The sequence below is a fragment of the Pseudomonas sp. EB271-G4-1 genome (assembly GCF_058791355.1).
The window spans coordinates 154,281-166,943 of record NZ_JBYTEO010000004.1; the positions used below are offsets into that span (position 1 = coordinate 154,281).

Genomic DNA, 12,663 nt, shown 5'->3' on the forward strand with positions numbered 1-12,663 from the left:
TCGGACAGGTCGACAACTGAGCAAAATTCATACAACCAGCGCCTCAACTAGACTGTATACAGAACCACCTGCGACTCTCCTGGAGGGTCACGTGAACACTCGTTGTTGTGCGCTTGCGTTGCTGTTGGCATTGAGCGGAGTCGCCATCGCTGCGGACACCGCCGAACTGCCCGGTTCCAATCCCGCGGGGATCTGGCTGATCACTTTCGGTATCGCTTTTTTAATCGCCGAGGCGGCGCTGCCCAACTATGGCGTGATCGGTCTGGGCGGAATCGTGATGTTCGTGATCGGCGCAGTGATCCTGACCAATGCCGAACTGCCCGTGCCGTTGATGATCGGCCTGGGACTGCTCAGCGCGCTGCTCTTGATATTCCTGTTGATCCGCGCCCTCAAGACCCGACCGCGCCACACCGTCAGCGGTGACGCCGGCCTGTTGGGCAGCGTGACCCCGGTGCTGTCTTTGCAGGCCGGCGATGCGTGTCTGGGCTGGGTGCATCTACAGGGCGAACGCTGGCAGGTATCGAGCGCCCAGCCATTGCAGGTCGGGCAAAAGGTCCGGGTGGTGGCACGCAAGGGATTGTTGCTGGAAGTGGCCGCGGCTGACGCGGTAACGGTTGGAGGTTAGCCATGGGTCTGCAAATCGGTTTTGTCGCGCTGCTGCTACTGCTGATCGCACTGGCGGGGGCGACGTTCCGCATCCTGCGCGAGTACGAGCGTGGGGTGGTGTTCCAGCTCGGACGCTTCTGGCAGGTCAAGGGCCCCGGCCTGATCCTGCTGATTCCGGTGATCCAGCAAATGGTCCGGGTCGACTTGCGCACCATCGTCCTCGACGTCCCGCCGCAAGATGTGATCACCCGCGATAACGTCTCGGTCAAAGTCAATGCAGTCCTGTACTTCCGAGTACTTGATCCACAGAAGGCAATCATTCAGGTCGAAGATTTTCTCATGGCCACCAGCCAGCTGGCGCAAACCACCTTGCGTGCGGTGCTCGGTAAACACGAACTTGATGAACTGTTGGCTGAGCGAGAACGGCTGAACATCGACATCCAGCAAGTACTCGACGCCCAGACCGACGCCTGGGGCATCAAGGTTGCCAATGTCGAAATCAAACACGTGGACCTCAACGAATCGATGATCCGCGCCATCGCCAGACAAGCAGAAGCGGAACGCGAACGCCGGGCCAAGGTGATCCACGCGGAAGGCGAATTGCAGGCGTCGGAAAAACTCATGCAAGCCGCCGAAATGCTCGGCCGCCAACCCGGCGCCATGCAGCTGCGTTATATGCAGACACTGAGCTCGATCGCCGGAGACAAGAGTTCGACCATTGTCTTCCCGTTGCCGATCGAATTGCTCAAGGGCATGGCGGATCTGTCGGCTAAACCTTGAGTCAGCGTTGCGCCGCCAGCGGATAAACCGACTCCCATCCGCCACCCAGTGCCTTGTACAACCCGACTGCTGCCAGCGACACGCCGGTGGAACTCTCCACCCATTGCTCCTGGGTCGCCAGCAATGCGCCTTGCACGGTAAGGACGTTGACGAAGTCCACCACGCCCTCGACATATTGCTGTTGCGCGGTTTGCAGGGCGATACGGTTCTGGCGTACCGCTTCGGCGAGGCTGTCGCGGCGCAGTTGGCTGGCGTTGTAAGCGCTCAATTGGTCGTCGATTTCATGCCAGGCGCGCAAGACGGTTTGCTGATAGGCGATGGCCGCTTCCTGTTGCTGGGCTTCGCGCAGGTTCAGCACGCCGCGCAGGCGGCCGCCGTCGAACAGCGGCAGGCTGAATTGCGGGCCGATGCCGAACGTGCGTGAACCCCAGGAACCGAAATCGCTCAGTTGCATGGCTTGCGAACCGACGCTGCCTGACAGGGTAATCCGTGGATAAAAATCCCCCTTGGCCACGCCGATGCTCGCGGTCGCGGCATGCAGGTGGGCTTCGGCCTGGCGAATGTCCGGGCGGCGCTCGGCCAGTTGCGAAGGCAGGCCGATGGCAACCTGGCGCGGCGTTTGCGGCACCGGCGCGTCAGTGGATAACTCGGCCGCCAGCGCCTGGGGAGGTTCCCCCATCAACAGGCTCAAGGCGTTGATCAGTTGGGCCTGGCGCTGCTCCAGTGCTGGCAGGCGCGACTCGATGGCCGCGACCTGGGCGGCGGCTTCGGCGACATCAAGGTCCGTTGCGACACCATCAGCCAGGCGCAGCTGCGAAAGTTTCAGGCTGTGCCGAGCGACCTCGAGGTTCTGTTCGGTAACGGCACGGGTGTTCTGCACTCCGCGCAGTTGAATGTAGTCCTGAGCGGTTTCCGCCAGCACCGACAACAGCACACCGCGACGGTCGTTTTCGGCGACTTCCACGGTGGCATTGGCGGCCTCGGTTTCGCGGCGCACGCGACCCCAGAAATCCAGCTCCCAAGAGGCGGAGAAGCCGGCATCCCAGAGACTGAATGCAGAATTGCCGTTGTGCCCCGATGGATCGCTCAGGCCTTCGCCGCTGTTGCGTTTACGGGCGTAACTACCCGTGGCGGCGGTATTCGGATAGCGGTCGGCGGTGATCACCTGGCGTAAAGCACGGCTTTGTTGCAAGCGGCTGCTGGCGAGTTTCAGGTCAAGGTTGTCGCTCAGGGCACGTTGAGTGAGGGCCGAGAGTTGCGGATCGTTGAACACTTGCCACCAGCGTTCGTTCATCGTCTCCTCACTGGCCTGGCTGGCGGCGGCCTTGGATGGTTTCGCCCACTCGGTGACTTGCTGTGCCTGAGGTTTTTGGAAGTCCGGGCCTACGGTGCAGGCTGACAGGCTCATCACGAGCAAGGCACAAAGGGTGAGTCGAGACGGATGGCCTCTTCGCGAGCAGGCTCGCTCCCACAGGGGATCGCAATCAACGAAGATACTCATCGCTGCGCAACCTCATTGGCCTTCGCACCAGCCGTATCGATACTCGCCTCCACCGACATCCCCACCCGCAACCGTTCGGCTAACGGCTGACCCGGTTCCAGCACGATCTTCACCGGAATCCGCTGCACCACCTTGGTGAAGTTGCCCGTCGCGTTATCCGGCTTGATTGACGCAAAGGTCACGCCGGTGGCCGGTGCGATGCTCTCGACCCGGCCGTTCAGCGCTGCGCCGCCAAAGGTGTCGACACGCACCTGCACGCCCTGCCCTGGTTGCACATTCGTCAGTTGGGTTTCCTGGAAGTTGGCCACCACATAGGCTTGCGCCAGCGGTACCACGGCGAGCAGTTTGCTGCCCGGCGTGACATAGGCCCCGACACGCAACGCGCGCTCACCGACCATGCCATCCTGCGGCGCGGTAATACGTGTGTAAGACAGTTCGTAACTGGCGATTTCCAGCTTTGCCTGCGCCCGTTTCAACCCACCTTCTGCTCCGTCACGCTGGGCCGTAAGGATATCCACCTGCTTGCGCTCCGCCGCCAGCACCGCCGTGACATTGGCCAACCTGGCAGTAGCCTGATCGATGCGCGTGCGCGCTTGCTGAGCATTCTGCACCGTGCCGGCACCGACCCCGGCCAGGTGGTCGTATCGGTTCAGTTCATGTTGAGCGAAGGCTATTTCAGCCTTGGCGGACACTACCTGTGCCTGTGCCTGGGCGATCACCGAGGCCTGACGCTCAAGCGTCGCCCGGGCATTTTGCAGTTGCGCCTGAGCCACCACGGCTTCGGCGGCGGCCGCTTCGGCGGCGGCGCGCAGGTCGCGATCATCGATCAGCGCCAGCAGTTGCCCGGCCTTGACCTGCTGGTTGTCTTCCACCAGCACTTGCTTGATGAACCCGGCAACGCGCGGCACCACCAGTGTGTAGTCAGCCGAGACATAGGCATCATTGGTGCTCTGCTCTGTGCGCTGGCCAAACAGGCCGGGCGCCAGCAGATAAATCAGTACGCCCGTCGCGATCACGACGGCGACGCCAACAGCTACTTTTTGCTTGGATTGAGTCGTCATGAAAACCTTCTGTTTCAGTGATGCGTTCAAGTCGGCGCACGGGGCGGATAGATCCGCGTCGGCAGCCAGAAAATCAGCAGGATCAGCGCCAATGCGACGCCGGCCATGCACAGGTAAAGGTCTGAGGCGGCCAGCACCACGGCCTGCTCATGCAGCCGGTGGGCAAGGCCCGGGGCGTCGCTGTCGACCAGGGGAGAGTTTCCGAGACGGTCCACCAGCATGGTCGAGTGAAAATGCAGGCGCTGCGTGGTCAGGGTTTCCAGCACGCCGGTGGCGACCACTGCTGCCAGGCCTTTCACGGTGTTGAACCAGGACGACGCAAACGGCCCGTCCATGGGGTTGATGCTGCCAGTCGAGAGCATCAGCAGCGGCAGGACCGCCATGGGTTGACCGAAGATCTGCAGCAGTTGCAGGACATAGAACTCGTCGCGAATCCACGCCGAGGTCAACTGCGAACCGCCGATGCAGGACAACACCAGCATGCTCAGGCCGATCCCCAATACCCAGCGGCAATCGACCCAGCGCAGGTTGCACAGCGCTGCCACCAACGGCAGCGCTATCAATTGCGGGAGCGCCGCCAGCAGGGTGATGGGTGCAGTTTGTACCGGGCGATACCCCTGAACCTGCGCCAGATAGCTGGAAGGAATTACTACCACCGCCAGCAACACCACCAGCACGCCGGCCAGGGTGACCAGCGCGAACGACAGATTGCGGATGCCGAGCATCTGCATCTTGAAAAACGGAATCGGCTGCGACCACTCGTTGATCAAAAACAGCACCAGCAACAGCGTACCGCCCACCAGCAATCCAACAATCAGGCTCGACTCGAACCAATCCAGCCGATTGCCCTGCAAGATGCCAATCACCAGCATGCAGATCGCCGGAAAACCCAACAGCAAACCACGCCAGTTGAACTGTTTGAAACGCTCCAGCCGCAGCGGGTCCTGGGGTATGCCGTAGGCAACCGCGACCAGGGCAATCAAGCAGGGTACGACCACTTGCCAGAAGGTCCACTGCCAGCCCACATACTCGGTCCAGAGGCCTGCCAGTGGCGTGCCCAGGCCCGGGCCGAAAGTGGCCGTCAGGGCATAACCAGCCAATCCGTAGAGCTTTACGTTGGCTGGCAGAAAACGCAGGGCAACGGTCATCAGCATCGGCGGCAGCGCGCCACCGGCCAGCCCCTGCAACGTGCGCAGGACCAGCAGGCTTTCGTAGTTCGGCGCCAGCGGGCACAAAACCCCCAACAGCGTGAAGGCACTGATGGCGTAAAGGGTGAAGCGCCGCAGCGAGAACGTGACGGCACACCAAGGCGCAAACGCCATGGCAGCCACCGAGGTCGCGGCATAGCAAGCGACCAGCCAGGTGCCTTCGTCGTAACCGATGGCCAACCCGCCACGGATATCGGCCAGGGCAACCTTGGTCACCATCTCGTTCAGGCCCGACACCAGCACTGCCAGCAACACGCCAACCAGGCCGATGATGATCCGCGGGCCGAAAACCGGTGGTGTGGCGGCCGTCGGGATGGTCGCGGCGAGAGTTGCCGTGACCGTGAGGGAAGTCATTGTTGCGAGCTCCGGGATTTGAAGTCCGAAACATTCTATGAAGCGTGTGACCTGACGAAAACTGACTTATCGACAGGTTATAAGTGCGTTACACGCAATGCTGCAGAACCTGTGGGAGCGAGCCTGCTCGCGAAAGGGTTGTAACATTCACCATCACCGTTGACTGACACCCCGCTATCGCGAGCAGGCTCGCTCCCACAGGTTCATTCGTTCAACTCACCACCGGTTGCGCTGCCAACCACGTCTCGTCACAGCAAGCTTTCAGCGTTTCACGCAGCCAGCGGTGAGCGGGGTCATTGTCGAAGCGCGGGTGCCAGGCCTGGTTAAGCACGATGGTCGGCAATGGAATGGGCAAGGTGAACGAGCGTAATTTCAGCCCCAGTCGACGCACGCTCAACAGCGTCTCCCTGGGCACCGGCAGAATCAGGTCGGAATCGGGCAAGGCAAACATCGCCGCGTGGAAACTTGGCGCAATCACCGCCACTCGCCGCTCCAGGCCCAGGGCGTTGAGCGCCGCATCGATCGGCCCGCGAGCGATCCCGCGACGGGACATGCTGATATGGGAATAGCCAGCAAAACGCTCTGCGGTGATTTCTTGATCGAGCAAGGGGTGATCCTCGCGCACCAGGCCGACAAACTGTGTGGAAAACAGATTCTGCACCTTCACTTCAGGCATCAGCGGCCGGTTGTTGCTGACGCTCAGATCGATGCGACCCTCACGCAAGGCCTCATCATCGCCATCGCCCTCTGGCGCAAAACGTAATTCGCAGTGCGGGGCCTGACGCTCCATGGTGTCGAACAGCTTGCCGCCATAGATACCGATGAAAAAATCATTGGCCCGGATACTGAAGCGCCGACGCAGGCTGCCCAGGTCCACAACCCTGGCCGAGTGGAACAAGTGCGCGGCCTGCTCTACTACGTCGCGTACCTGCTCGCGTAATTCAAGTGCCTTTGGCGTCGGCACCAGACCACGGCCGGCTCGCACCAGGATCGGATCACCGATGGCTTCGCGGATACGCGTCAGGGTGCGGCTCATGGCCGCCGGGCTGAGATTCATTCGCCGCGCGGCGCCCACCACACTGCCCTCGTCGAGCAAGGCGTCGAGGGCGACCAACAGGTTCATATCTGGTAGTTGCATGGAGAGCACGTATGCCTTATCAGGATTGATTCAGGCGCAATGCTAGCAAATCATTGACAGGCAGACTCAACGGATCAGCGCTGCATCCCCCACCGCTTCACCGTCACCCGCTCCAACGTATCAAACACCAGATTCTCAACCAGCAACCCAATCAGAATCACCACCGCCAACCCGGCAAACACCTTGTCCGTGTACAGCTCATTACGGTTCTGGAAGATGTACCAACCCAACCCACCCTTGCCACTGGTCGCGCCAAACACCAGTTCGGCAGCGATCAACGTGCGCCAGGCAAAGGCCCAGCCGATTTTCAAGCCGGCGAGGATCGATGGCAGCGCCGCCGGGATCAGGATGAACAGCACCAGGCGCAGGCCCTTGAGGCCGTAGTTGCGCCCGGCCATGCGCAGGGTTTCCGAGACGCCGAGAAAGCCTGCGTAGGTATTGAGCGCCAGGGCCCAGAGCACCGAATGCACCAGTACGGAGATCAGGCTGTTCTGCCCCAGTCCGAACCACAGCAACGCCAACGGCAGCAGGGCAATCGCCGGCAACGGGTTGAACATCGAGGTCAGGGTGCTGAGCAGGTCGCGGCCCAATTGCGTCGACACCGCCAAGGTGGTCAGGGCGAAGGCCAGGACGATGCCGATCAGGTAGCCCTTGAGCAGCACCACCAGGGAAATCCACACTTTACCCAGCAATTCGCCGCTGAGCAGGCCGTCGTACAGCGCATGCGTGGTCTGCACAAAACTTGGCAGCAGCAGATCGTTGTTCTGATAACGGGCAACGGCTTCCCAGAGTACGGCGAGCAAAATCAGGATCAGGCTTTTGCGCAGCCAACCCTGTTGCCACAGGCGTTGGCCAAGCGGCAGTTCGCGTTCCAGCGGTACGCTGGTGAGTGGCTGCAAAACCGTTTCGAACTCTTCACGCGGGGATGATAAATGGCTCATCGGGCCCTCCTCTCAAACTGGCTCAATAAGCAATGCGGATGTCGGCGAAATCCAGCTCGCGCTCGGTTCCCGGCGACTGGCCTTCATCGAATAACAAGCGATGGATGCGCCGCGCCGACTCCTGGAATGCCACGCCGCCCAGGCTGTGCAAGTCGTACTGATGGCTGTGGACTTCGGCACGCACGCGCCCCGGATGCGGCGACAGCAGCAGGATGCGATTGCCCACCACCAACGCCTCCTCGATGGAGTGCGTGACGAACAGCAGTGTGAAGCGCACCTCCTCCCAGAGCAGCAGCAATTCTTCCTGCATTTTGCGTCGGGTCAGGGCGTCGAGCGCGGCGAAGGGTTCGTCCATCAAGAGGATTTTCGGCTGCATCGCCAAGGCCCGGGCGATGGCAACCCGCGCCTTCATGCCGCCTGACAGGGTGTGCGGATAGGCATCGGCAAACGCCGCCAGACCGACCTTGTCCAGGTAGTGCAACGCCCGTTCTTCGGCCTCATTGCGCTTGAGGGTTTTAGAAGCCAGCAGCGGGAACATCACGTTCTGCTTGACGGTTTTCCACGGTGGTAGTTGATCGAATTCCTGGAACACCACGATCCGGTCAGGCCCTGGCGCATGGACGCGCTGGCCTTGCAGACGGATCTCGCCTTCGACTGGCTGGATGAATCCCGCGGCAGCCTTGAGCAATGTCGACTTGCCGCACCCGGACGGCCCAAGAAGCACAAAGCGATCCGCAGGGTCGACCTCGAAGCTGACCTGGTGCGTGGCACGCACCACCCGCTGGGGCGTGCGGTATTCCAGGCTGACGTTATCGACCGACAGCAGCGCTTGGGCGCAGGCGTTCGGTTTGCTGACCGTGTGGCCTTGCAAAGGGGCGTTCATGTCGGTCAGCTCCCTTGCAGCGGTTTGGCGTCCTGGAAGAAGTAGTCCTTCCACGAATCCGGTTTGTTTTTGATCGCGCCCACGCGGTAGAGGAACTCGGCCAGGGGGTAGGTATTTTTCGGCGTGACGCTGAATTCGAACTGCGGGTTGTCGATGATTTTCAGCAGCTCGGCGCGGTCGATCTTGGCCTTGGTGACGCGAATGTAGGTGTCCGCTGCCGCGCCCTTATCGTTCTGGGCAAAGGTCGCCGCTTCAGTCAGCGCGTCGATGAAGGCTTTGTAGGTTTTCGGGTTTTCATTGCGGAATTTTTCGGTGGCGAACAACACAGTCGGCGAGTTCGGGCCCAGCAAATCATAGGTGTTGAGCACCACATGCACGTTTGGATTGGCCAGCGCCTGATCCTGGAATGGCGGGTTGGAGAAGTGCCCGCTCAGCTCGGTACCGCCGGCGATCAACGCTGCCGTGGCATCCGGGTGCGGCACGGCGATGGTGTATTTGTCGAGGCGATTGAATTCCTTGTCGCCCCACTGCTTGGCGGCGGCATATTGCAGGAAGCGCGACTGCACCGACACGCCCACCGCCGGTACCGCGATACGGTCCTTTTCGGTGAAGTCGGCAATGGTCTTGACCTTGGGATTGTTGCTGACCAGGTAGTACGGGAAGTTGCCCAGGGAGGCCACGGCCTTGACGTTCTGCTTGCCGTGGGTGCGGTCCCAGATGGTCAGCAGCGGGCCGACGCCGGCACCCGCGATATCGATGGAGCCGGAGAGCAGCGCATCGTTGACCGCGGCACCACCGGAGAGCTGCGTCCAGTCGACCTTGATGTCGATGCCTTCCTGCTTGCCGTACTTCTCGATCAGGTTCTGATCGCGCACCACGTTGAGCAGCAGGTAAACGATGCCGAACTGTTCGGCGATGCGTATTTCACCTTCGGCCTGGGCCACGGTCGGTGCGACCAGGCTGCCGGCGATCAGGCTGAACCCCAGGCCGATTGCCGCGGCCAGCGGTGCAAAGGGTAGACGTTTGGACATGGTCAAATCTCCGACAAATCAGAAAGGCGCGTCGCCCTGGATGGTGGTGCGATACAGCTTGCGGCGCAGATGGCTGGGGCATCCGGCGGCGAGGTGGATCAGCGATCGGTTGTCCCAGAACACCAGGTCATGGGGCTGCCACGGGTGGCGGTAGATGTTTTGCGGCAACACGCTGTGGGCGTAGAGCTCGTCGAGCAATTGCTTGCTCTCGTCTTCCGGCAAGCCAACGATACGGGTAGTAAAACCCTCGCTGACGAACAGCGCCTTGCGGCCGTTTTCCGGGTGGGTACGCACCACCGGGTGAATGACTTCGGCAACCTGGGCCAGTTGTTCCGGGGTCAGGGTCGGGCGCCAATTGCCTTCGAATTTTGTCTCGCTGTAGCGCGCCGTATAGGAGTGCGCCGCCGAGCGACCTTCAACGGCTTTGCGTAATGCCTCGGGCAGGCTGTCCCAGGCTTTGTGCATGTCGGCAAATAGCGTGTCGCCGCCTTCGGACGGCAGTTCCTGGGCATGCAGCATTGAGCCCAGGCTTGGCAGTTCCTTATAGGAAAGGTCGGAGTGCCAGAACTTGCCGGCGTCACCCAGGCCGATGGATTGGCCGTTTTCGATGATGTTGGAAACGATGAGGATTTCCGGGTGCCCGGCCAGCAGGAATTGCTTGAGCACATGGATCTGCAGCACACCGAAACGGCGGCTGAAATCGATTTGCTGCTCGGGGGTAATGCGTTGGTCGCGGAACACCACCACGTGATGATCCAGGTGCGCGCGGTGAATGCGCGCGAAGTCCTGGTCATTGACCGGGCGGGACAAATCGAGGCCGATGATTTCGGCGCCCACCGCACCGCTGAACGGGCGGATGTCGAAAGATTGTGGCGCGATGCTTGGCGATGGTGAAGCTGCAGACATAAATCACTCCCACGCACGGCACGCTCAAAGGCGCGCGCGTCGATCAGAAACTCACGGAGGTCCCGTGTTGGTTCGTGTCGTGCGGCGCGCCGATTGGTCGGCAGGTACGCATGGATGTGACTTTATAGATATAAGAAAGTAAATTTAAATATCTTTATAGAATATATATATGGCTTTTATTGTCTGCTTCTTCAGCCCTTTGATCGTTGGAAACTCCTTCTGTCAGATAGACGTAGGTCTACTTGAGTGCTTTTTTGCTTTCACAGTCCATTTATGACCAGATTTAGCATCATCCTTCCCAGTTCGCCAATTGGCTGACACAGGATTCAATCATCTAGGAGCGCTGATCAGGACAAGGGCCTAATACGCCAAAAACATGTCATATTTTTACTGGCCATTCGCTACACATGTTGTTAGTTACAAAATATTGACACAGACAGCTTGATATCCCATCATCTGCGCGCTGCAAATGGCCCATATTTTGACTGGCCCCATGACAGCTCTTTCCGGGTTACTCGCCCGAGAGTGATTTTCATCATCTTAATGAGACCGGTGTCTAGGCGAATGCAGCGCCAGGTACCTTTGTCTCTTAGTGAGCGGCCTTCAAATTTTGCCGATACCTAACCGTTCTGGCTGAGTTTTGGTGCATTCGGACAGTTGGAGTAGAAGGCGTTGGGTCATGTCACGTTAGCCATCCGGCATCTGCAGGATGAGCAAATGTTGCTGCGCCAGGGGCGGTTATATTGGGTCACCCTGGACCTTGCAACTGATGCAGAAATTTTGGCTCGTCAATTTTTATCGGGCCTGTCGCAAGAACATATTGCCGCGTTGGTATGCAGCGGCATCGAACCTCAAACTGTCGTCGACTCCATGGCTGAGGATTGCGGCCCATCGGAGTTGCGCCTGTTTTGCATGCCTCACGATGCGCCTGCTCGTCTTGCCTTTACGTCCCTGGCCTTGGATTTACAGCGAACCAAAATCGCGCGCGGCAGCCATCTCGTATTGATGTTGAACTCGGTCCATCTGGAAGCACTCAGCACTAATCAGTTACAACGCTGGTGCGAAAGTACCCGTCAATGGCTGTTGAGCATTGATTGCACGCTGCTAGTACTGTGCAGCGGTCAAGCGCCCCTTTTACATCAACGCCTGTCCAGTCTCAACGAGCAACTTTCCGGTTTGGCACAACTGTATCGCCAAGATGGCGCTATTCATTACCAACTGAACTTCTGGCACAGCCAATTGGGTGTTTGCGCCGCTCAGGCATTTGACCTGCAAGCGAGCGACAGCGGTTTTTCCCTGAGTGATTCGCAGCTTTCCGGTCCCTCACAAACCCGTACCGACGACCAACGCATTTACTTGACCGAGCGTTCAGCTCTGGAGGGGACGGCACCGTTATCAGAGCAATGGCGCGTTTTCGAACACCGCGTCGATCTACTGCAGCAGGCTTCCCACGCGCGTGCCGCTTGCGTGATCGTCACGTTGGAAAGTAACCAGGATGTAGAACCCCTGGCTCGGCAATTACACAAGTTGCGCGAGCAATGCGGTGCCGCCTTGAAGATTATTGTGCGGGAAATAGAAGCCTGCCTGCGCTATCGCGACGAGCGTCTGTTACTGACGTGCGGAGCCAACTTGATCGTGCCTGCCAAAACCACGCTGGCGAACTTTCTCAGCATGGTAGAAAGCGCCCAAGGCCAGATCTGGCGCCATCGTCAGACTCCTGACATCCAGTCGCTGTTTGCACGACTGCGTCCTCCAGCGCGGCGCGGGATATTGCCGCCAAGTGACTTTATCGACCTGCTTGATGAGGTCTACAGCGGTGCTTCAGGCGAGCTGGCCCATCAATTATTGCGACTACGCCCGCGGGGCGACCTGAACATCGACCAATACTTGAGCCAGATCACCTTGCGCCGCTTTGGCGATGTCGCCTGCGTTCTTGATGGTGTGTTTTATCTCTTCCTGTTCGCATGCCGTGCCGACGGACTGGAGCCTGCGCTGGGAAACATCTGCCGTTTGCCGTGGCGGGATATTTTCAGCGATTGCGAGGTGCTTTCCAGTGCGGACGTCCTGCCGCGTCGGGATTTCATCGATGCCCCCCACAATCTTGAGGTTTCACGTATGGCCACCGGTCAAGTCACCGCTGATTTGACGCGCGCCATCAGCCAAAGCGGCTACGCACCGCAACGCATTACGTTGCCGCTGTCGGAGCCTTGCCCATGAATTACACCCAATTGCTACAGGTCATCGCGGGAAGTTG

General features: G+C 59.9%; 11 protein-coding genes. 3 read left to right on the top strand and 8 right to left on the bottom strand.

The window, feature by feature from the left end:
- The first annotated feature begins 91 nt into the window (after positions 1-91).
- Both AC3WWR_RS03705 and AC3WWR_RS03710 read left to right on the top strand, forming a co-directional pair.
- Positions 92-625 carry an NfeD family protein gene (locus AC3WWR_RS03705; protein ID WP_033042423.1) on the top strand — a complete coding sequence of 178 codons (534 nt, stop codon included), beginning with the start codon at positions 92-94 and terminating at the stop codon, positions 623-625.
- A gap of 2 nt (positions 626-627) precedes the next feature.
- Positions 628-1,386 carry a slipin family protein gene (locus tag AC3WWR_RS03710; RefSeq protein WP_033042424.1) on the top strand — a complete coding sequence of 253 codons (759 nt, stop codon included), beginning with the start codon at positions 628-630 and terminating at the stop codon, positions 1,384-1,386.
- Position 1,387: 1 nt separating this feature from the next.
- Here AC3WWR_RS03710 and AC3WWR_RS03715 read toward each other — a convergent pair whose 3' ends face one another.
- The 8 genes from AC3WWR_RS03715 to AC3WWR_RS03750 form a co-directional block, all read right to left on the bottom strand.
- On the bottom strand, positions 1,388-2,887 hold the full coding sequence (locus AC3WWR_RS03715) for an efflux transporter outer membrane subunit (RefSeq protein ID WP_492598465.1): 1,500 nt from the start codon (positions 2,885-2,887) through the stop codon (positions 1,388-1,390).
- A complete protein-coding gene (locus AC3WWR_RS03720; protein ID WP_033042428.1) occupies positions 2,884-3,948 on the bottom strand; it encodes an HlyD family secretion protein in 1,065 nt (354 codons plus the stop codon). The genes AC3WWR_RS03715 and AC3WWR_RS03720 overlap by 4 nt, the downstream gene beginning before the upstream one ends.
- Positions 3,949-3,974: 26 nt before the next feature.
- Positions 3,975-5,510, bottom strand: a complete 1,536-nt coding sequence (locus AC3WWR_RS03725) for an MFS transporter (RefSeq protein ID WP_033042430.1) — start codon at positions 5,508-5,510, stop codon at positions 3,975-3,977.
- 211 nt (positions 5,511-5,721) lie between these two features.
- Positions 5,722-6,648 carry a LysR family transcriptional regulator gene (locus AC3WWR_RS03730; RefSeq protein WP_020795870.1) on the bottom strand — a complete coding sequence of 309 codons (927 nt, stop codon included), beginning with the start codon at positions 6,646-6,648 and terminating at the stop codon, positions 5,722-5,724.
- Between the two features lie 74 nt (positions 6,649-6,722).
- A complete protein-coding gene (locus tag AC3WWR_RS03735; RefSeq protein WP_492598466.1) occupies positions 6,723-7,589 on the bottom strand; it encodes an ABC transporter permease in 867 nt (288 codons plus the stop codon).
- A 22-nt stretch (positions 7,590-7,611) separates the two neighbouring features.
- Positions 7,612-8,472, bottom strand: coding sequence for an ABC transporter ATP-binding protein (locus AC3WWR_RS03740; RefSeq protein ID WP_020795872.1), 861 nt, complete (start codon positions 8,470-8,472; stop codon positions 7,612-7,614).
- Positions 8,473-8,477: 5 nt separating this feature from the next.
- Positions 8,478-9,503 (bottom strand): ABC transporter substrate-binding protein, encoded by a 1,026-nt coding sequence (locus AC3WWR_RS03745; protein WP_033042433.1) that lies wholly within the window; start codon positions 9,501-9,503, stop codon positions 8,478-8,480.
- 18 nt (positions 9,504-9,521) lie between these two features.
- A complete protein-coding gene (locus AC3WWR_RS03750; protein ID WP_492598467.1) occupies positions 9,522-10,409 on the bottom strand; it encodes a TauD/TfdA dioxygenase family protein in 888 nt (295 codons plus the stop codon).
- A gap of 672 nt (positions 10,410-11,081) precedes the next feature.
- Between AC3WWR_RS03750 and bcsE the strand changes: the two genes are divergently transcribed.
- The gene (gene bcsE, locus AC3WWR_RS03755) at positions 11,082-12,626 is read left to right on the top strand and encodes a cellulose biosynthesis protein BcsE (protein WP_492598468.1); all 1,545 of its coding nucleotides are present in this window, start codon (positions 11,082-11,084) and stop codon (positions 12,624-12,626) included.
- Positions 12,627-12,663 lie beyond the last annotated feature (37 nt).

Coding starts and splice junctions, on each gene's coding strand:
- AC3WWR_RS03710 (WP_033042424.1), top strand. CDS start 628: ATGGGTCTGCAAATCGGTTTTGTCGCGCTGCTGCTACTGCTGATCGCA.
- AC3WWR_RS03715 (WP_492598465.1), bottom strand. CDS start 2,887: ATGAGTATCTTCGTTGATTGCGATCCCCTGTGGGAGCGAGCCTGCTCG.
- AC3WWR_RS03720 (WP_033042428.1), bottom strand. CDS start 3,948: ATGACGACTCAATCCAAGCAAAAAGTAGCTGTTGGCGTCGCCGTCGTG.
- AC3WWR_RS03725 (WP_033042430.1), bottom strand. CDS start 5,510: ATGACTTCCCTCACGGTCACGGCAACTCTCGCCGCGACCATCCCGACG.
- AC3WWR_RS03730 (WP_020795870.1), bottom strand. CDS start 6,648: ATGCAACTACCAGATATGAACCTGTTGGTCGCCCTCGACGCCTTGCTC.
- AC3WWR_RS03735 (WP_492598466.1), bottom strand. CDS start 7,589: ATGAGCCATTTATCATCCCCGCGTGAAGAGTTCGAAACGGTTTTGCAG.
- AC3WWR_RS03740 (WP_020795872.1), bottom strand. CDS start 8,472: ATGAACGCCCCTTTGCAAGGCCACACGGTCAGCAAACCGAACGCCTGC.
- AC3WWR_RS03745 (WP_033042433.1), bottom strand. CDS start 9,503: ATGTCCAAACGTCTACCCTTTGCACCGCTGGCCGCGGCAATCGGCCTG.
- AC3WWR_RS03750 (WP_492598467.1), bottom strand. CDS start 10,409: ATGTCTGCAGCTTCACCATCGCCAAGCATCGCGCCACAATCTTTCGAC.